This is a genomic window from Clostridium homopropionicum DSM 5847 (genome assembly GCF_001263795.1).
Taxonomy (GTDB): domain Bacteria; phylum Bacillota; class Clostridia; order Clostridiales; family Clostridiaceae; genus Clostridium_H; species Clostridium_H homopropionicum.
Genome location: NZ_LHUR01000012.1, coordinates 84,739 through 105,260, shown reverse-complemented (window position 1 = coordinate 105,260; position 20,522 = coordinate 84,739). Strand labels below are relative to the sequence as shown.

The window sequence follows — 20,522 nt, the reverse complement described above, 5'->3', positions numbered from 1 at the left end:
TTAGGGTGGTACCGCGAAATATTCCTTCGTCCCTTTACGGGATGGAGGATTTTTTTTGTTTAATTTAATAAATTAGGGGGTAATTTGGAATGGAAGAAATTTTAGAGATTATTGAAAAGAACAGCAAGTATACTGAAAAAGAAATAGCCGCCATGACGGGGAAAACTGTTGAAGAAGTACAGGCAGCAATAAAAAAATATGAAGAAGATAACATTATTGTAGGATATCCTACTTTAATTAACTGGGAAAGAACAAGCAAGGAAAGTGTAATTGCATTAATAGAAGTTAAGGTTACGCCACAAAGAGGAGAAGGCTTTGATAAAGTTGCAGAAAGAATTTATAAATTTCCTGAGGTTAAATCTTGCTACCTTATGTCTGGCGGCTTTGATTTAACAGTAATTGTAGAAGGTAAATCTATGAAGGAAGTTGCACTATTTGTTTCAGAAAGATTATCTACACAAGAATGTGTTCTAAGCACTGCTACACATTTCGTTCTAAAAAAATATAAAGATAAAGGTACAATTTTTGAAGAAAAAACAAGAGATGATAGGGAGGCTATATTTATATGATTATAGAAGATATGATTTTATCTAATGTTAGGAATATGCCTCCATCAGGCATAAGAAAATATTTTGATATAATTAATGAAATGAAAGATGTTATTTCTCTTGGAGTTGGAGAACCGGATTTCGTAACACCATGGAATATAAGAGAAGCAGGTATCTACTCTCTTGAAAAAGGGCATACTCATTATTCTTCAAATGCAGGTTTTATAGAATTAAGAGAAGAAATTTCAAGGTATTTAAAAAGAAAGTATTCATTGGAATACAACGCAGATAATCAAATATTAGTTACCGTTGGTGGAAGTGAAGGTATTGATGTGGCTCTTAGAGCATTAGTTGGACCAGGGGATGAAGTAATAATACCTGAGCCTAGCTTTGTAGCTTATAAGGGCTGTACTGTATTTACTGGAGCAACTCCGGTGGTTATTAATCTTAGACATGAGGATGAATTTAAGCTTACTCCAGAGTTATTAGAGAAGGCTATTACTCCAAAAACAAAGGTAGTAATTATACCATTTCCAAATAATCCAACAGGGGCAATAATGAATAGAGAAGAGCTTGCAGCAATTGTAGAAGTTCTTAAGGACAAGGATATTATTGTATTGTCAGATGAAATTTATGCAGAACTTACCTATGAAGGTGAACATGTATCCATTGCAAGTTTTCCAGAAATGAAGGACAAGACTATAGTAATCAACGGCTTTTCAAAAACCTATGCAATGACTGGATGGAGAATGGGTTATGCATGCGGTCATCCTGTATTAATTGATGCAATGAAAAAAATTCATCAATATGCAATTATGTGTGCACCAACCACTGCTCAATATGCAGCTTTAGAAGCTTTAAAAAACAGTGATAATAATGTAGATGAAATGGTTAAGGAATACAATAGAAGAAGACGTGTAATGGTAGACGGTTTTAGAAAAATGGGACTTGATTGTTTTGAGCCTAAGGGAGCTTTTTATTTATTTCCATGCATAAAGTCTACTGGATTATCTTCTGATGAATTTTGTGAGAAGCTGTTGCTAGAAGAAAAGGTGTTAGTAGTTCCAGGACATGCTTTTGGAGAGTGTGGAGAAGGGTTTGTTAGAGCTTGTTATGCTTCTTCTATGGAAAATATCTTTGAAGCATTAAAGAGAATAGAGAGATTTATAAGTACAATTGGAAATTAGATTTGAAAATGGCAAGCTTGATAAGGTAATAAACAAAGATACATTAGCCTCTTTTCTACCTAATGTATCTTTGTTTATTTAAAAATAGTATCTCAACAGTAATGACCTAAAATTAAAGTTAAGGTATTCTTTTGCAAGATACTTAAAATCTAAGAGGGTTACAGAATTTGTTAAGTAAGCTGATTTTGTAGAATTCTCTTTTCTGTTTTTATTCAACTCCTTAATTATTTCTTCTCCATCTTTTATTCCAATACCGTGACCATAATAAGTTCCATCTCCAAGGTCAATCACGTTTTCACCTTGCCATTCAGGAGTTTTTGGATTTACATCAGGATTATTAAAATATCTGCAATCACCTGGGAAATAATCTGCTACATTTAAGAAAGTGCCAATACCAAGATCATCATCAAGGTACTTCCAATCCATTAAATATATATGATCGAATAACTTATTAAAAAGGATTCTAGGAAATATATTTAGTAAAGCTTTATAATAGACAATTACTATTGCAGTAGCGCATTCTGTACCATACTGTGAACTGTTTATATAGATATCCTCAATTGCGTCATAAGGCTCCACATCTTTATTCAATAAAAATCCACCTTCCTCAGTTCGGGTCCAGAATTGGGGATTACACATAGATTCTTCGAAAATTTTAAATTTAAAACTACTCCTATTTAAATCTCGCGATGCCTGTATAATACTTAGTCTTAAGTCTAGTTCAAACTTTAATTCTTTTAAGGAATCATAGGTATAAATTTCTTTACTAGATACCATTTTGTCAGTGATTATTTTTTCAATAGGCTTTATACCATATGCATTGTTAATATCATCAGTAGATATAATTTTGTTAGAGACTTTCAGCATTTTTACCCTCCCAGTAGAGTGTTAAAATATTATATATTAATATAATATGAATAAATTGTGTGCTGTCTCTAACTTTTAATGATTTCTTAAAACATAGCCTTTTTATATTCTTTTACGTGGAGTATAGTGAGTATGAAGAAGATGGTGGGCTTTATCTCCTCCTATTTCTCCTAAATACTCTTCATAAAGCTTAATAACAGCGGGATTCTCATGAGATTTTCTAACTTTTTTATTTCTATCTTCATTATAAAGAGCTTCCATTCTCTTTTTTACAATTTCAATATTACCAAAGTGATAAGGCTGTCCGCCGCCATCTATACATCCTCCAGGGCAAGCCATTATTTCTATGGCATGATATTTTGATTTTCCACTTTCTATAGATTCAAGCAAAGCTCTGGCATTGCCAAGTCCATGGGCTACACCTATTCGAATCTCTTCACCGTTAATTTTAATTACTGCCTCCTTTAGACCCTTAAGTCCACGAACATCGTGAAATTCAACTTTTTCTAAAGGTTCCTTAGTAAGCCATTCATAAGCAGTTCTTAATGTGGCTTCAATAACTCCACCTGTGGTACCAAAAATAACTGATGCTCCTGTAGATTCACCTAGTGGATGGTCAAAGTCTTCTTCAGGAAGATTGCTAAAATCTAGACCAGCCTCGTTGATCATATCCGTAAGTTCTCTTGTAGTTATAACCAAATCAACATTTTTTTGTCCATCATGTTCTAATTCAGGACGATTTATTTCATATTTTTTAGCTATACATGGCATTACGGAAACTACAACTATTTTTGAGGGATCAATACCCATCTTTTCTGCTAAATAAGTTTTAGCGATTGCTCCAAACATAATATGTGGAGATTTGCAGGTTGAAGGTACGTCAACTAGAGATGGAAATTGATGCTCAATAAACTTAACCCAACTAGGGCAGCAGCTAGTTAATATAGGAAGCCTTCCTCCATTTTGAAGTCTATCAATAAATTCATGAGCTTCTTCTACAACAGTTACATCAGCTGCAAAATCTGTATCAAATACTTTTCGAAAGCCTAATCTTTTAAGAGCAGCAACCATTTTACCTGTAACTATGGTTCCAGGTTCCATATCAAATTTTTCACCAAGAGCGGCCCTAATAGCTGGAGCAGTTTGAACTACAACATATCTATCTGGATCAGCCAGTATATCCCATACCTTAGCTACATTGCTTACTTGAGTTAACGCAGCGGTAGGGCAAACAGCTACACATTGACCGCAGAAGGTACACATAGTTTCAAGCATAGGCCAGCCAAAGGCAGGTGATACTACAGTTTCAAAGCCTCTATCTACTGCCGAGAGTATATTACAGGTTTGAACTTCATTGCACATAGTTTCACATCTTCTACACATTATGCATTTATCAAGATTTCTATATAGGGCTCCACTAGAGGAATCTTTTTTATAGTTAGACATATGTCCCTTGTACTTGATTTTTCTTATTCCTAGTTCCGCCGCAATAAGCTGAAGCTGACACTGAGTATTTTTCTCACAAACTAGACAATCAGTAGGATGATCTGATAATAGAAGCTCTACCATTGTACGCCTAGCTTTAATAGTTCTTAAGGTATCAGTTTTAATTATCATTCCTTCAAAAACCTCAGTAGCACAAGCTGGTGCAAGATTTCTGCGACCTTCAATTTCTACTAGACAAACTCTGCAAGAAGCAGTTCTATTTACCATTTTTATATCATGTAAGTCTAAATAACAAAGAGTAGGGATTTTTACATTAATCTTTCTAGCAGCGTCTAAAATAGTCGTTCCTTCTGGAACGGAGACCTGAAATCCATTAATAGTTGCATTAACAATCTTCATTTCTAACACCTCTTTTCTTTTTATCTTCTTGTAATTGCATTGAATTTACATTTTGATTCACAAGCACCGCATTTAATACATAATTCTTTATTTATAAGATGAGGTGATTTTACCTCTCCAGAAATAGCGTTTACAGGGCAAGATTTTGCACAGGCAGTACACCCAATACATTTTTCTTCATTAATATGATATTTTAATAGTGAAGTACATACACCAGCAGGACAGGTTTTATCTTTAACATGTGCTATGTACTCATCTAAGAAAAAGCTTATAGTACTAAGTATTGGATTTGGTGAGGACTGACCAAGTCCGCATAGGGATGCGTCCTTAATTATATATCCTAGGCTTTTTAAGCCTTCAATATGTTCCATGGTTCCTTTGCCTTCTGATATTTCTGTTAATATTTCTAATAATCTCTTATTTCCTATTCTACAAGCTGTACATCTACCACAGGATTCATCTACAGAAAATTCAAGATAAAACTTCGATATATTAACCATGCAATCATCTTCATCCATTACAATCATTCCACCGGAGCCCATCATGGAACCTATTTTTGTGAGACTTTCGTAGTCTATAGGAGTATCCAGATATTCTTCTGGAATGCAACCACCTGAAGGACCTCCTGTTTGAACAGCCTTAAATTTTTTATTATGCTTAATTCCTCCACCTAGTTCAAATATAATTTCTCTAAGGGTAATTCCCATAGGAACTTCTACAAGACCCACATTGTTTATTTTTCCAGCTAGAGCAAATACTTTAGTTCCCTTACTTTTTTCAGTTCCTATGGAGCTAAACCAATCAGCTCCCCTTAGAAGGATTGGATTTATATTTGCTAAGGTTTCTACGTTGTTAATATTTGTAGGCTTTTTCCAAAGACCAATTTGAGAAGGATAAGGTGGTTTTACTGTTGGCTCACCTCGGCCGCCTTCAATAGAGTTAATAAGAGCAGTTTCTTCACCACAAATAAAAGCACCAGCACCATATACTAAATCTACATCAAAAGAGAAACCTGAGCTGAGAATATTTTCACCTAATAAACCCATTTCGTAGGCTTGCTTTATAGCTATCCTAAGTCTGTTAATTGCAAGAGGATATTCGGCTCTTATATATATGTAGCCTTTGGTTGCCCCCATGCTGTAGCCTGCAATAGCCATAGCTTCGAGCACTGAATGAGGATCACCTTCTAGTATACTTCTGTCCATGAAAGCTCCTGGATCACCTTCGTCTGCATTACAAATAACATATTTAACATCAGATTCGCTTTTTCTAGTCATTTCCCATTTAGTGCCTGTTGGGAATCCGCCGCCACCTCTTCCTCTAAGTCCACTTTTTTTAACTTCATCTATTACTTGTAATGGATCCATTTCTATTAAAGCTCTTCCCAGTGCTTCATAACCATCTACTGCAATACATTCCCTAATATCCTCAGGGTTTATAAGGCCGCAATTTCTAAGTGCAATTCTCATTTGCTTTTTATAAAAGGGTAAATCGTTTTGATGAGGGAGTTTTTTATCATTGTCAGGTAAGTTATAGAGACAGCTATCAACCAAATTTCCTTTGATAATATGTTCTTGAAGTATTAATCTAGCTTTTTCCTCGTCTACTTCTATATAAAAAATATTATCAGGCATTATTTTCACAATTGGTCCTTTTTCACAAAATCCAAAGCACCCAGTTTTAACTACTTTGATTCTATCTTTAAGACCAAGATTTTCGACTTCTTTTAAAAACACCTTTGATACATCAATACTACCTGAAGCTTCGCAGCCGGTTCCTCCACAAACTAAAATATCCTTGAAAGCTTTATTAGTATTGTAAGACAAAGTATTTAAATTTTGACTGCTATATATTTCTTCACTAATAAAACGATGTTGCATCAATGCTTTATACTCTTCTTTTAAGGTTCTCAATTCATCGAGAGAATTGATTTTATTCATGTATATACCTCCTTGTAGCCCAAATTTATTTACCAGTATATTCGCTAATTATTTTTTCTACGTCTTCAACTTTAACTCTTCCATATACTTTTCCATCAACTGTTACCACAGGTGCAAGACCGCAAGCTCCAACACATCTTAAAGTATCAATGGTAAATAATCCATCTTCTGAGGTGTTATTATCTTTAATATTAAGTTTGTTTTTAAATTCATTTAATATTTTATCAGCGCCTTTTACAAAACAAGCAGTACCCATGCAAATACTTATAAGGTGTTTGCCATGAGGTTCCATAGTAAAAAATGAATAAAAGGTGGTTACTCCAAATACCTTTGCAGCGGGTATATCTAGCTTTCTAGCTATAAATAGCTGCAAGTCTTCCGGTAGATATCCAAACATATCTTGAGCCTCATGAAGAATATTGATGAGAGCGCCTTCTTTTTTTTCTATGCTATCAATATATTCATCTAATTTTTTCAATTTTTCCTTATCTAACTTGTAATCAGTCATTTTTCCACCATCCTTCCATAAGAATGTATTTTATATAACAAGGGTATTATTAGCAGAATGAGAAATAATTATTTATTGGATAAAAATTGATAAGAATTCACTTATTATGTATAGTAAAATTGCAATAAAAAACACATTATAAAATCAGACAAAAATGACGAAAAAATAACAAAAAAACTATTGAGATTTAAAACTAATTATGTTATATTCAATTACGTTATAATTACACTTTTTTGTTGATAATTATAATTTTATAAACAACCTTCTTCTTGGCCTATGCTATGCCATAAGGGGTTTTTCTTTTTACCATAAAAAATTATAATAAAGGAGTTGTTAAGGTGTGACAGAGGATGTTTTTGTTCAATTGTTAAAGGTTTGTAAATGCTTTGATCAAGAGGAGACAGTAATAGATAATCTGAACCTTGAGATTAAAAAAGGAGAATTTTTGACTATTCTAGGTCCAAGCGGTTGTGGAAAAACGACAACCTTAAGAATAATCGCTGGCTTTGAAGTACCTACCAGTGGGGAAATTATAATCGACGGAGAAAATATTACAGAAAAATCACCACATGAAAGAAGTGTAAATACTGTTTTTCAAAATTATGCACTTTTTCCTCACATGAATGTTTTTGATAATATCGCCTTTGGACTAAAAATGAAAAAGGTTCCTAAGGATGATATTGAAAAAAGGGTATTGGAAATGATTAGAACGGTAAGATTGGAAGGGTTTGAAACCAGAATGCCTTCTCAGCTAAGCGGAGGTCAAATGCAGCGTGTAGCTATTGCTAGAGCCTTAATAAATAATCCAAAGGTGTTATTACTAGATGAACCTCTTGGTGCTCTTGACTTAAAGCTTCGCAAACAGATGCAATTGGAATTAAAATATCTTCAAAAAAAGCTAGGCATTACTTTTATCTTTGTAACTCACGATCAGGAAGAGGCTTTAACTATGTCTGATAGAATAGTAGTTATGAATAATGGAGTAATAGAACAGCTAGGAACACCAGAAGAACTATACGAAAGACCAAAGACTAAATTTGTAGCTGACTTTTTAGGAGAGACAAACCTTCTAGAAGGAGAGGCAATTAAAATAAAAGACGCAGAAGTGCTGCTGCACTTAGAACAAGAGCAGGATATTATAAGAATTCCAAATCTTAATTATGATTTAGGTGATAAATTTACAGTTTCCGTAAGACCTGAGAGAATAAAAATTAAGCCTCAGGCAGAAGAAGGAGACGTGTGGCTTCAATGTAAATTTAAAGAGCAGATATATGTTGGATCAAATATCAAAACTATAATGGTTCTAAAAAATGGTAAGAAAATCATCGTAAATGAACCAATCGGACAAAATTTTGCCTTTGATAATAAAGAAGAAGATTTATTTGTTACTTGGAATCCAAAGCATACAGTAGTAATTAAGGCATAGGGGTGATAAAGATGGAAAAGAGAATTTCCCCAAAAAATAAAGCAGGATTTTTGGCTACAGTGTTACCAGTTACTATTTGGATGCTAGCCTTTTTTATAGTACCTCTAGCATTAATTTTAATAGTTAGCTTTTGTGCAAGAGGAGAAGCTGGAGATGTTGTGTACAGTTTTACTTTAAGTAATTATGGAAGAATATTTAATAAGTTATACTTAATGATTTTCTTCAAATCAGTTTTAATAGGTTTATTTACTACTATAGTTTGTTTGGTATTAGGTTACCCCTTTGCTTTTATTATTGCTAGATCAAGTAAAAAGCTTAGGCCTATATTTCTATTATTAATCATGATACCATTTTGGACAAACTCCTTAGTTAGAACTTATGCAATGATTATTTTGCTTAGAACAGAGGGAATAATTAATACTTTATTAATGAATATAGGACTTATAAATGAACCCCTACAGATGATGTACAATAACTTTGCAGTTACAATAGGCATGTTATATATGATGTTTCCATTTATGGTGCTTCCTCTTTACGCATCAATTGAAAAGCTTGATATGAGAATTTTAGAGGCTGCAGAAGATCTTGGAGCAACTCCAGTGAACAAGTTTTTGAAGGTTACTCTTCCACTTACAAAGTCAGGAATTATTTCAGGTTCCCTTCTTGTGTTTGTTCCAACCTTAGGTTTGTTTTTTATAACAGATCTTATGGGTGGAAGTAAGGTTGTATTAATGAGTAATTTAATTAAAAACCAGTTCTTGACAGCAAGAGATTGGCCTTTCGGTTCTGCTATTTCAGTAATTTTAATGATAGTTATGGTAATTTTAATTTTCTATTACACCAAGTCTAGTGGGAATAAGCAGAAGTGGGAGGTGTTTTAGACTATGAATAGGAAAGGAAATATATTCAAATCTATTTATGCTTTCTTAATGTTTTTGTTTCTTTATGTACCTATAATGGTGCTTATTGTATTTTCTTTCAATGATTCTAAGCTAAATGTAGTTTGGAATGGCTTTACAATGAAGTGGTACTATAGCCTAATGCATAATGCAGGAATATTAGAGGCAGTTAAAAACTCCTTTATAGTTGCAATTATTAGTACGATTATTGCAGTAATCATTGGAACCTTTGCAGCTTTAGGATTATATAGATATAAATTTAAGGGGAAAAATATTATTGATTCAGTCTTAAATGTACCCTTAATTATACCAGAGATAGTAATGGGTATTTCGTTATTGGCATTCTTCTCATTAATAAAATTACCACTAGGAAGAATATCTTTAATAATTGCCCATGTAACCTTTAGTATTGCTTATGTGGTAGCGGTTGTGAAAACAAGGCTGGATGGCTTTGATGCATCAGTAGAAGAAGCTGCACTGGACTTAGGTGCCACACCAATAAAAACATTTTTTCATGTTACACTTCCAATGATAATGCCTGGAGTTATAGGGGGAGGACTTCTTGCTTTTACCTTATCTCTTGATGATGTTATAATAAGCTTTTTCGTAACTGGAGCTGGAAGCATGACACTTCCACTTAAGGTATTTTCAATGGTTAAATTCGGTGTAACACCTGAAATTAATGCTTTATCTACAATAATAGTAGTATTTACTTTTATTGTTGCCGGTCTATCTATGGCTTTGAAAAATATAAACCTAAATATGAAGAAAATAGGAACCCTTGTTTTTGCTATAATTTTTGTTATATCTGGTTTTAGCTATGGCATATGGAGCTTTGCGAAAGCCAATGAGGGTCCTAAGCAAGTAATAAACGTATTTAACTGGTCAGAATATCTTCCACAATCAGTTATTGATAAATTTGAGCAAACCTATAATATAAAAGTAAATTACAGTACTTTTTCTTCCAACGAAGAAATGCTAGCAAAGCTTATGGCAGGTGGGGAAAGTTATGATATTGCTGTAGCTAGTGATTTTATGGTTGAAATTCTTAAAAAGCAAAATCTTATTAAAGAAATAAATAAAAATAACTTGCCTAATTTAAAAAATATAGGTAAGCAGTATTTAGATTTACCTTTTGATAAAGGTAATAAATATAGTGTTCCATATATGTGGCTTGCAGGTATCATTGCGTATGATAGCTCAAAAATTCCTGAAGGAACAATAACAAGTTATGCAGATTTATGGAAACCAGAATTAAAAAATTCTTTAACTATATTAGATGATGAGAGAGCTATTATAGGAATAACCTTAAAGAAGTTAGGCTATTCTCTAAATGAAACTTCTCCTGAGGCACTAAAGAAGGCAAAAGAAGAATTAATTAAGCTTCAACATAATGTTAAGGCTTATGACAGTGATAGTCCAAAAACCAGCTTAATAAATGGAGAAGCAAAGGCTATTTTTGCTTGGGGAGCAGAAGGTTCTTTAGCAAGGAGAGAAAACGCAAATGTTAAGTATGTAATTCCAAAGGAAGGCTTGTTCCTGCAACAAGACAACTTTGTAATTCCAAAGACTTCAAAAAATACTGAAGCTGCTGAACTGTTTGTTAACTTTATAATGGAACCAGAAATATCAGCTGAAATTTCAGCAGAATTCCCATACGGAAATCCTAATGAGGCTGCATATCCTTTTATTGATAAAGAAATTATGGAAGATACTGCAGTGTATCCATCTGACGAAGATGTTAAAAAGGGTGAATTCTTAAAGGATATTGGGGAAGCTATTACAGAGTTTGATAAGGTTTGGTCAGAAGTAAAACAATAATTTAAAGGTGCCAGGCACCGGAGAAAGGAGAATTCTTTAAATTCTCCTTTCTCCGGTGCCTGGCACCTTATATCAAAAAATAAAAAAGCTACCAACACATATGGTATTAATAGCAATTTACAGACATTATTTATTCACCAATAGATTCTGCTAAACATTCTTCAATAACATCTTGAGTAATTACAAATATCTTCTTTGTGTTCATTTAAATTTCTCCTACCTAATTTTAAAAAATACTACAAAAAAATATACGCTGTTGTTAAAGGATTTAGTACAAAAAAATTTCATCTGAAATTCTTATATTATTAATCAAACTTCTATTAATTGTATAACTTGATAAATGCATAACTTAAAACTATAATTAATAAAGTAAAATCGTATATCTTATCTACATAATTAAGCTATGAAGTTAAGTATATTTAAATAAAAGACTATTCTACATAAAGAATTTTAAACAATATTTGTGGTGAAGCCATTAAGGAGAATTAAAAAGTTGGATAAAGTTATTTTGTATTTAATGGGAATTTTCTTTGTAATAAGTGCAATAGATTATGTTCTTGGCAGTCCTTTTAAACTAGGGCAAAAATTTGAAGAAGGAATTAAGACCATGGGATCCTTAGGACTTGGCATGATTGGAATATTATCCTTAGCACCAGTATTGTCCAATGTACTTTCTAAAGTAATTATGCCAATAAGCGAAGCTTTAAATATAGATCCTTCAATAGTACCGGCTATATTTTTTGCAGTAGACATGGGAGGATTTCAAATGTCTTCAGACTTATATATCAGCAAAGAAATTGGATTATTTGCTGGAGTTGTTGTAGCCTCAACTATTGGAACTGTTATAAGCTTTACTATTCCAGTAGCTATGGGTATTATAGAAGAGAGAGATAAGGAATATTTTTTTAAAGGAGTATTAATAGGGACTATTTCCTTGCCAATAGGTTGCTTAGTTGCGGGTATTTTTCAAGGTTTAAAACTTAATATTCTTTTATGGAACATTATGCCCATTTTTATTATTGCTCTTATGCTTTCAGTATCAATTTTATTAATTCCAAAAGAAATAATAAAAGTTCTTAATATTTTTGGTAAGGCAATAGTTGCCTTAAGTATTATAGGATTAATCCTTCAAGGTATAGATATACTATTTGGATATAAAATAGTTAATGGACTTGCTCCTTTTTCTGAGGTTGCATCAATAATAGTAAAAATATCTATTGTTTTATCTGGAGCATATCCTATGATTTATATGTTAAACCGTTTGTTTGGCAGTAGTCTTGAAAAAATAGGAAGTAAGTTTGGATTAAATAGGGAAGCAGTTTCAGGGTTAATTGGAAATTTAGCGAGCAATCTTTTAACCTTTGGAATTTATAAAGAAATGAATCCTAAGGGGAAAGTGGTGGCTGCTGCTTTTTCTGTAAGTGGTGCTTTTGTTATTGGAGGACAGTTTGGATTTGTTTCAGGGCTAGCACCAGAAATGCTGGGAAGCTTTATGCTTGCAAAAATTGTTGCAGGAATAATAAGCATAATCTTAGCTTCATGGATATATGAAAGGGAGGTTTTGATATGTCAATTAGGGAAAGAATTGAAGATTTAAGAAAGTTAATGAAAAAGAATGACATTGATGCATATATAGTTCCAAGCTTCGATGCCAACCAGAGTGAATATGTTGCTGAACATTGGAAGAGCAGAAGGTGGATTTCAGGCTTTACTGGTTCAGCAGGCACAGCGGTTATAACATTAAATGATGCGGGTCTCTGGACAGATGGAAGGTATTACATTCAAGCAGAAAAACAGCTTGAAGGTTCAGGAATGAAGCTTTTTAAGGCAGCAGAACCAGAGGTGCCTTCATACTATGAATGGTTATTTCAGACTTTAGAGGAAGGAAGTAAAGTTGCTTTTGATGGAAAGGTTTTTTCAGTAGATCAAGTAAAGGAAATGGAAAGTAGATTTCAGCTAAAAAGCATAGAATTAAAAACTGATAAAGATTTAATTAATAAGCTTTGGAAGGATAGACCTGAAATACCTACAGGAGAAATTTTTACTCATGAAGTAAAATACGCAGGAAAATCAAGAACAGAAAAGCTTAATGAAGTAAGAAAAGAGATGGAGAAGCTAGGGGCAAACTATTATCTTTTAACTTCTCTAGATGATATAGCTTGGCTATTAAATATAAGAGGATATGACGTTCCTAATAACCCTGTAGTTACAGCTTATATAATTATTTCAACGGAGAAATGTTATTTATTTATTAATCCTGTAAAGGTGCCAAAGGATATAAAAAAAGAATTAGAAGCTGAAGGTATAAAAATAAAACCTTATGAAAAAATAGAGGAATTTTTAGAGAAGCTAACTAAAAAAGATTCGATAATACTTGATACAACAAAAACAAATATACTATTATATAAGGCAATTAGCTCAAGTACAAGAAAAATTGAAGCTATGAATATAACTACTAAGCTAAAATCTATTAAAAATGATATTGAAATAGAGAATTTAAGAAATTGCCAGGTGAAAGATGGAGTAGCCATGGTTAAATTTATTAAGTGGCTAAAGACATCTATAGAGAAAGAGGAAATTACTGAAATTTCTGCAGAAGATAAGTTAGAAGCCTTTAGAAGAGAGCAAGAAAATTTCCTTCAAGTAAGCTTTGATACAATTGCAGCTTATAAAGATAATGCAGCTATGATGCACTATAAAGCAAACCCTGAAAGTCAGTATACATTAAAACCGAAGGGCTTTTTCCTTGTAGATTCCGGTGGACAGTATTTTGATGGAACTACAGATGTAACAAGGACAATTGTACTTGGAGATTTAACAGAAGAAGAAAAGAAGGATTTTACCCTAGTATTGAAAAGTCATATTGCATTAGACAGCTTAAAATTCCTATATGGTGCTACTGGCTCTAATTTAGATGTAATTGCTAGAAAACCTATATGGGATGAAGGAATGGACTATAAATGCGGTACTGGTCATGGTGTAGGATTTTTATTAAATGTTCATGAAGGACCTCAAAGATTTGCCCAAATACCTAATGAGGCAAGATTAGAAAAAGGTATGATTATTACTAATGAACCTGGAATATATAAAGAGGGTAAATACGGTATAAGAACTGAAAATATGATGTTGGTTATTGAAGATGAAAAGACTGAATTTGGTCAATTTATGAAATTTGAAGCTATAACCTATTGTCCAATTGATTTAGATGGATTGAACAAAGAGATGTTAACTGAGGTTGAGAAGAAATGGCTAAATAATTATCATAAAAATGTATATGAAAAGTTATCGGCTTATTTAAATGAAGAAGAAAAGCTATGGTTAAGTAGAGAAACTAGAGAAATTTAAAAAAATTAGTTAATTTCACAAGATACACCTATATTAAAGACATCCTTAATAAGCTTAGATTTTTTTTCTAATCTATCAATTATATTTGAGGCTTCTGTCCCAATAAGACTTATATTAAGAGTTTTATTCTGAACAGAAGCCTTGTGTAGTTTAATATCAAACTTGTGAGTATGATCTAGAGAATCTGCAATTCTTAAGATTGAAATTAATTTTAAGCATTCCTGTTGAAGCTCTTTTGAATAATATTTTATGTCTTTATCAATGTCTTTTCTATGGCTGCTGCTTATTAATGCCATGAAATTTCTAAATTCATCAGGTATTTTGTTAAAGTTTGAGTCTATCATGATAATATTCTTTGTATGCTTATGATGTTTTTTCTTATCAATATAATAGCCAATATCGTGAAGTAAAGCGCTGTACTTGAGAATAGCCTTATACTTACAAGAAAGTTTTAACTCCTCTTTTAGTGCATCAAAAAGAACCAAAGAATAATCAGCAACTTTTATTGAATGAGCTAAATTTTGAGAGCTTATATACTTTTCAGATATACTTAATACCTCTTCCTCACTAATATAAGAATTAATGTTCATATAAAAAACCTCCTTCTTCATATCTTAATGTATGAAATAGGAGGAAATTTTATACAATTTATTTGTTATTCAATTATTAATTTTCTATCGAAGAGTTTATTAAAAATTGAAGCAGCACTCATAGCATCTTCAATTTCCATATTAGGAGAAAATATAGATGATATTTTAATTTTTACTTTATCTTTTTCAATAATACATTGAAGTTCTTCTACATTTCCATTCATGCTCTTATCTAGGCTTTCAGAAATCCTAAGTATAACTCCCAGCTTTTTAATTAACAATAAATCTTCTTGTGATAAAAGTTTTTTATGAGTATAGTTGTTTATAGTAAATTCATCCTTCCTATGAAAAGCTGATACATAGGCTGCAATAAGCTGCTCTCTGTGAGTTAATCCTCTTATTGGAGAATTTAAAATAATGTAGAAGGAATGCTTTTCGTGATGATAATAGCTAATATGAATTCCACAATCGTGTAGTAATGAAGCAGTTTTGAGAATCTTATTAGAGCTTATTTTTATTTGATGTACAGGTTTTAATTGATAAAATAAGGAAGCAGCTATATTCCAAACCTGATTACTATGTTCTTTATTTAATCTATAATAATTAATCATATTATTTAGAGAGAAGTCTAGAACATCCTCTACTGGCTTTTTACCACCTAAAACATGCTCGTAAATAATTCCTTCTCTAAGACCATTTCCACTAACGCACACCTCAGAAATGCTGCAAAATTCAACCACATTATTAACAGCTGTCAAAGCACCAAAAAATATATCTGCTCTATCCTTAGATAATCCTTTTACTTTTTTTATTTCACTTGGAGATTTATCTTTAATTAAATTATAAATTTCTGTAATTTCATGAGAATCCATATGAAAATTATGAGAATGATCTAAGGGATAGTTAAGTCGTTTTTTATTGATCTTTCCAATATTTCTGAAAGTACCTCCAACGCCAATAAGTGGAAGACCAATAATATTTTTAAGCCAAGGTACAGTTCTTAGATTTTCTTTTATAAAACTATTCAATGCTTCTATATTAGGGGCATCCATGCTTTTATCCAGGCTAAACTTTTCTGTAAGGTTTATAGCACCTATAGGTAGACTAATTGCCTCCTTGATATTTCTATCCTTTATCCATATTAACTCAGTGCTTTTACCACCAATGTCCATTACAAGACCTTCTTTAATATCCATACTATTCACTATAGCAAAGTAGTCATAATAAGCTTCTTCAAAGCCGCTTAATATTCTAATTTTAATGCCAGTCTCATTAAATACTCTATCTATAAATTTTTTTTGGTTAGAAGCTTTTCTTACAGCTTCTGTTGCAACAGCAACAATTGTATCAATACCAGAGGCACTGCATACTTTCTTAAAAAATGATAATACTTCAATAGCTTTTTCTATTCTATATGGATGAAGCTGTTCATCCACATCCATATCTTTACCAAGTCTAACAGTTTCTTTTATTTCATCAATAATCCTAAAGGACAGGCTATCGTATAACCCTACTAATACCAGTCTCATTGAATTTGAACCAATATCAATAACTCCAATTTTATGCATTTTATGCCTCCCTTAATTTTATTTATATTACATTATACAGTTTGAACTAAGAAAATTCAAAGTGTTTATTAAATCCTTATTATATATTTACTTGTTAAATAATTTTTACATTAGTAAAGACAAAAGACTACAAATAATTTGATATAATAAATACAAATGAGTTAATTGTTTCTATTTTCAGAGGAAAACAGGAGGAATTATGAAAAATTACATAGAATTTAAGGTTATTGGGGCTATTGATGTAGGATCAAATTACATTAGAATGGTTATTGCTGAAGTGACTGGAGGTAAGGATAGAGTTATACTTGAGGAACTTAAAAAGCTTACTAATGCTGGTAAGGATTCCTTTAACACAGGCAGAATTTCAGTTGAAACAATACATGAAATATGTCATATTTTAAGTGGTTATAAAAAGATAATGAAGGAGTATGGAGTAAAAAAATACAAAGCAGTAGCTACCTCAGGCATAAGAGAAGCAGATAATCGAGAATACGTTTTAGAACAAATTAGACTTAGTACTGGACTTAAGGTTGAAATAATCAATAATTCAGAAGAAAGATTATATATCTATAAGGCTTTGAGAGATGATCCAGAGGCTACATCTTTAATAGAGTCCACTGGAACTTTAATTGTAAATGTATCTTCTGGTGGACTTGAGGTATCCGTATACGAAAATGGGAATTTAAAATATACGGATTATATTAAGCTTGGAACTTTAAGAATTAGAGAAATGCTTTCTGAATTAGAATTAAATAATATAAACTTTGCTAGAATAATGCAAGAATATATAGAAAGCAAGCTTAATTTATTGCAACAAAATATTATTAGAGGAAATATTAAAAATTATATAGCCTTAGGAGGAGAACTGTATACAATTCTAAAGTTGGCTAACGTTAGAATGAAAGAAAACTATTATAAAAGAACCCTAACTAGTGAAGAATTGTATTCAATTTATAAAGAAATTCTAAAGCACAGCAACGAGCAGCTGGTTGAAAAATATAGAATTTCAAACAATGCTTCGGAATTATTAATTCCATCAGTTCTGATATTCTATAGTTTTTTAAAAATTGTAGATGCAGAAATTATATATGCACCTATGATTTCTTTAAGACATGGAATACTAATTGATATAGAGGACGATATTTTTGATTTACCTAGAAAAAAGGATGTTATTGATGATGTTATAAGTTCTGTTTGGTATATTGCAGAAAAGTATAACATTAATAAGATTCATAGTAAGTTTGTAAAGAATATTGTTTTATCAATTTTTGACCAATTAAAGAGTCTACATAAGCTAGGAGAGAGAGAGAGGCTTTTCTTAGAAGTAGCAGCTATTCTACATGACGTTGGAAAATACGTAAGCTTTAATGGGAATAATATCCATTCCTATAATATTATTAGGAAGCAAAATATTATAGGATTTTCAGATAGAGAAATGGAAATCGTGGCAAATGTGGCTAGATATCACTCATATAAAATCCCTAGATATTCTCACGAGAATTATGCCAATTTAACTGGAGAGGATAGGATTACTGTGTCAAAACTAGTGGCTATTTTTAGGATAGCAGAAGCTTTAGATATTTCACATAAGCAAAAAATTCAGGATATTTCTATAAGTAATACAAGAGAAGGCCTGTATTTTAGATTAAATTCTAAAGAAGATATAACTCTAGAAAAGTGGGATTTTAATAGGAAAGCAAGCTTTTTTGGAGAACTAATGGGTATTGAGCCTAAGATTGAAGAATAATCAATAGAAACTAATGACTAGTAAATAAGGAGTTGGATAATTAGATGAACAAGTATAGCTTAGCTACAAACTTTATAAATAGAGAATTAAGCTGGCTTGAATTTAATCAAAGAGTTTTTGAAAATGCTCAAGATAAAGAAAATCCTCTCTTTGAGAGGTTAAAATTTGAGGCCATTGTAAGCTCCAATTTAGATGAATTTTTCATGGTAAGAGTTGCAGCATTGTATGATCAAGTGGATGCAGAGTTTACAAAGCCAGATCCTGCAGGGCTAACACCAAAGGATCAGTTAGATAAGATAGCTAGTAGGGCTCATATTATGATTAGAGAACAAGGCAACTGCTATAATCATTCTTTAATTCCAGCAATGAAGAGAGAAAAAATATTTATTCTAAAGGAAAAGGAGTTATCGTATAAACAAAAAATGTTTTTGGAAGATTATTATGAAAATAATATTTTTCCAGTAATAACCCCTATGGTTGTTGATAAAAGCAGACCTTTCCCGTTAGTAGTAAATAAGTCTTTAAATATTGCATTATTGCTAGAAGATAAAGAGACAAAGGAAGAAATTTTCGGAACAATTCAAGTGCCTTCAGTATTAGATAGATTAGTGGAAATCCCATCTATTGAAGGTAACAAGACTTTTATACTTTTAGAAGAAGTAATAAGAATGAACTTAGACACGTTATTTAGTGGTCATAAAATATTAACTTCAGCTTACTATAGAATAACCAGAAATGCGGATTTGACCTTAGATGAAGAAGGTGCAGAGGATCTTCTTGAAGCTATTCAAGAGTCTATAAAAGCTAGAAAATGGGGAAATGTAGTTAGATTAGAATATGAAAGCTGTATGAGTAAAACACTATTAAAAATATTAGAAGAGGAATTAGAAGTTTCAGAAGAACAGGAATATGAGATAAACACACCACTTGATTTAACTTTTTTAATGAAACTCAGCAATATAAAAGGATATGATAATTTAAGATATCCTGACATTAAACCTTTAATGAAAGCTGAATTTTTAGAGGATAAGGATATTTTTTCTGCGATTTCAAAAGGAGATATTTTATTTCATCACCCTTATGAATCCTTTGACCCTATAGTTTTTCTTGTAAAGCAAGCAGCTATTGATCCAAATGTGCTAGCAATTAAGCAAACCCTTTATAGGGTAAGTGGTAACTCACCAATAGTAGAGGCTCTTGCTCAAGCTGCAGATAAGGGAAAACAAGTTACAGTTCTAGTAGAATTAAAAGCAAGATTTGATGAAGAAAATAATATACATTGGGCAAAAAGATTAGAAAAATCAGGGTGCCATGTAATCTATGGTTTGGTTGGTTTAAAGACTCACTGCAAAGTACTTCTAGTTGTTAGAAAAGAAAAGTCGGGAATAAAAAGATATGTTCACTTAGGTACAGGAAATTACAACGATGTTACTGCAAAAATTTATACTGACGTAGGATTATTTACTGGCAACCCTTATTTTGGCGCTGATGCTTCAGCTATATTTAATATGCTCTCAGGCCATTCTGAGCCAAAGTCCCTATATAAAACAGCAGTTGCTCCTATTAATCTAAGAAGCAAATTTTTAAGCTTAATAGAAAAAGAAGAAGAAAATGCAAAAAAGGGAATAAAGGCAAAAATAGTTGCAAAAATGAACTCCTTAGCAGATACAGGAATAATAAAGGCACTTTATAAGGCTTCATGTGCAGGGGTTAAAATTGATCTAATAGTAAGAGGAATATGCTGCTTAAGACCTGGAATCCCAAATATAAGTGAAAATATAACTGTAAGAAGTATAGTTGGAAGGTTTCTAGAACATAGCAGAATATTTTATTTTTATTCTGAAGGTGAAGAATTAGTATTTTTATCTAGTGCAGATTGGATGGATAGAAATCTTGATAGAAGAGTAGAAATATTATTTCCGGTGGAAGGGGAACAAGCTAAAGAAAAAGCAAAGAAGATATTACATATATGCCTTCAAGATACTGTTAAAGCAAGAATGCTTAAGGCTGATGGTAATTACTTAAAGGTGAGCAGAGGAAGAAAAAAGGCTTTAGACTGTCAACAAAAACTTTATGAAATAGCTTTAAATGAAAATTATATTCAAGCGGAAAGGGAAGTTGCAATAACTTTTCAGCCTATAACTTCGGAAATAGAAAATGAATGATATAAGAATTTTACGAGGTAAAATTCTTATAAATTGACAATTGAAAATTGACAATGGACAATGAAG

The 20,522-nt window shown here is 31.9% G+C and carries 15 protein-coding genes and 1 other annotated feature (1 of these 16 running past the window's edge); of the genes, 9 read left to right on the top strand and 6 right to left on the bottom strand.

Going from position 1 to position 20,522, the window contains the following annotated elements; translation table 11 throughout:
• Positions 1–37, top strand: a binding site (T-box leader); it begins 218 nt to the left of the window's first position.
• Positions 38–89: 52 nt separating this feature from the next.
• Positions 90–569, top strand: a complete 480-nt coding sequence (locus CLHOM_RS03950) for an Lrp/AsnC family transcriptional regulator (RefSeq protein ID WP_052220392.1) — start codon at positions 90–92, stop codon at positions 567–569.
• Entirely contained in the window at positions 566–1,735 is a 1,170-nt protein-coding gene (locus CLHOM_RS03945; RefSeq protein ID WP_052220391.1) for an aminotransferase class I/II-fold pyridoxal phosphate-dependent enzyme, read from the top strand. The genes CLHOM_RS03950 and CLHOM_RS03945 overlap by 4 nt, the downstream gene beginning before the upstream one ends.
• A gap of 78 nt (positions 1,736–1,813) precedes the next feature.
• Here CLHOM_RS03945 and CLHOM_RS03940 read toward each other — a convergent pair whose 3' ends face one another.
• The 4 genes from CLHOM_RS03940 to CLHOM_RS03925 form a co-directional block, all read right to left on the bottom strand.
• A complete protein-coding gene (locus CLHOM_RS03940) occupies positions 1,814–2,602 on the bottom strand; it encodes a protein-glutamine gamma-glutamyltransferase (protein WP_052220390.1) in 789 nt (262 codons plus the stop codon).
• Positions 2,603–2,704: 102 nt separating this feature from the next.
• Entirely contained in the window at positions 2,705–4,447 is a 1,743-nt protein-coding gene (locus CLHOM_RS03935) for an NADH-dependent [FeFe] hydrogenase, group A6 (RefSeq protein WP_052220389.1), read from the bottom strand.
• Positions 4,448–4,467: 20 nt separating this feature from the next.
• Positions 4,468–6,387 carry an NADH-quinone oxidoreductase subunit NuoF gene (locus CLHOM_RS03930; RefSeq protein WP_052220388.1) on the bottom strand — a complete coding sequence of 640 codons (1,920 nt, stop codon included), beginning with the start codon at positions 6,385–6,387 and terminating at the stop codon, positions 4,468–4,470.
• Positions 6,388–6,412: 25 nt separating this feature from the next.
• Positions 6,413–6,895: an NADH-quinone oxidoreductase subunit NuoE family protein gene (locus CLHOM_RS03925; protein WP_052220387.1), complete on the bottom strand. Its 483-nt coding sequence runs from the start codon at positions 6,893–6,895 to the stop codon at positions 6,413–6,415.
• A gap of 340 nt (positions 6,896–7,235) precedes the next feature.
• On the opposite strand from CLHOM_RS03925, the gene CLHOM_RS03920 reads away from it, so the two are divergent.
• The 5 genes from CLHOM_RS03920 (at position 7,236) to CLHOM_RS03900 (ending at position 14,386) form a co-directional block, all read left to right on the top strand.
• Positions 7,236–8,321 (top strand): ABC transporter ATP-binding protein, encoded by a 1,086-nt coding sequence (locus tag CLHOM_RS03920; protein WP_052220386.1) that lies wholly within the window; start codon positions 7,236–7,238, stop codon positions 8,319–8,321.
• Between the two features lie 11 nt (positions 8,322–8,332).
• Complete coding sequence (locus CLHOM_RS03915; protein ID WP_052220385.1) at positions 8,333–9,202, top strand: ABC transporter permease; 870 nt, start codon at positions 8,333–8,335, stop codon at positions 9,200–9,202.
• A gap of 3 nt (positions 9,203–9,205) precedes the next feature.
• Entirely contained in the window at positions 9,206–11,041 is a 1,836-nt protein-coding gene (locus tag CLHOM_RS03910) for an extracellular solute-binding protein (protein WP_052220384.1), read from the top strand.
• A gap of 493 nt (positions 11,042–11,534) precedes the next feature.
• A complete protein-coding gene (eutH, locus tag CLHOM_RS03905; RefSeq protein ID WP_052220383.1) occupies positions 11,535–12,638 on the top strand; it encodes an ethanolamine utilization protein EutH in 1,104 nt (367 codons plus the stop codon).
• Positions 12,608–14,386: an aminopeptidase P family protein gene (locus tag CLHOM_RS03900; RefSeq protein ID WP_052220382.1), complete on the top strand. Its 1,779-nt coding sequence runs from the start codon at positions 12,608–12,610 to the stop codon at positions 14,384–14,386. Before eutH ends, CLHOM_RS03900 begins: the two co-directional genes overlap by 31 nt.
• A 5-nt stretch (positions 14,387–14,391) precedes the next feature.
• On the opposite strand, the gene CLHOM_RS03895 is transcribed toward CLHOM_RS03900, so the two are convergent.
• Both CLHOM_RS03895 and ppx read right to left on the bottom strand, forming a co-directional pair.
• Entirely contained in the window at positions 14,392–14,976 is a 585-nt protein-coding gene (locus CLHOM_RS03895; protein WP_052220381.1) for an HD domain-containing protein, read from the bottom strand.
• 65 nt (positions 14,977–15,041) lie between these two features.
• Positions 15,042–16,544 (bottom strand): exopolyphosphatase, encoded by a 1,503-nt coding sequence (gene ppx, locus CLHOM_RS03890; RefSeq protein WP_052220380.1) that lies wholly within the window; start codon positions 16,542–16,544, stop codon positions 15,042–15,044.
• Between the two features lie 199 nt (positions 16,545–16,743).
• On the opposite strand from ppx, the gene CLHOM_RS03885 reads away from it, so the two are divergent.
• Entirely contained in the window at positions 16,744–18,291 is a 1,548-nt protein-coding gene (locus tag CLHOM_RS03885) for a Ppx/GppA phosphatase family protein (RefSeq protein WP_052220379.1), read from the top strand.
• 44 nt (positions 18,292–18,335) lie between these two features.
• A complete protein-coding gene (locus CLHOM_RS03880; protein ID WP_052220378.1) occupies positions 18,336–20,456 on the top strand; it encodes an RNA degradosome polyphosphate kinase in 2,121 nt (706 codons plus the stop codon).
• Positions 20,457–20,522: the final 66 nt, after the last annotated feature.

Bases quoted from the DNA above. Each gene is read 5' to 3' on its own strand.
- CLHOM_RS03915 (WP_052220385.1), top strand. From the start codon at position 8,333: ATGGAAAAGAGAATTTCCCCAAAAAATAAAGCAGGATTTTTGGCTACA.
- CLHOM_RS03950 (WP_052220392.1), top strand. From the start codon at position 90: ATGGAAGAAATTTTAGAGATTATTGAAAAGAACAGCAAGTATACTGAA.
- CLHOM_RS03880 (WP_052220378.1), top strand. From the start codon at position 18,336: ATGAACAAGTATAGCTTAGCTACAAACTTTATAAATAGAGAATTAAGC.
- CLHOM_RS03940 (WP_052220390.1), bottom strand. From the start codon at position 2,602: ATGCTGAAAGTCTCTAACAAAATTATATCTACTGATGATATTAACAAT.
- CLHOM_RS03895 (WP_052220381.1), bottom strand. From the start codon at position 14,976: ATGAACATTAATTCTTATATTAGTGAGGAAGAGGTATTAAGTATATCT.
- CLHOM_RS03910 (WP_052220384.1), top strand. From the start codon at position 9,206: ATGAATAGGAAAGGAAATATATTCAAATCTATTTATGCTTTCTTAATG.
- CLHOM_RS03925 (WP_052220387.1), bottom strand. From the start codon at position 6,895: ATGACTGATTACAAGTTAGATAAGGAAAAATTGAAAAAATTAGATGAA.
- CLHOM_RS03900 (WP_052220382.1), top strand. From the start codon at position 12,608: ATGTCAATTAGGGAAAGAATTGAAGATTTAAGAAAGTTAATGAAAAAG.
- CLHOM_RS03885 (WP_052220379.1), top strand. From the start codon at position 16,744: ATGAAAAATTACATAGAATTTAAGGTTATTGGGGCTATTGATGTAGGA.
- CLHOM_RS03930 (WP_052220388.1), bottom strand. From the start codon at position 6,387: ATGAATAAAATCAATTCTCTCGATGAATTGAGAACCTTAAAAGAAGAG.
- CLHOM_RS03945 (WP_052220391.1), top strand. From the start codon at position 566: ATGATTATAGAAGATATGATTTTATCTAATGTTAGGAATATGCCTCCA.
- ppx (WP_052220380.1), bottom strand. From the start codon at position 16,544: ATGCATAAAATTGGAGTTATTGATATTGGTTCAAATTCAATGAGACTG.
- CLHOM_RS03935 (WP_052220389.1), bottom strand. From the start codon at position 4,447: ATGAAGATTGTTAATGCAACTATTAATGGATTTCAGGTCTCCGTTCCA.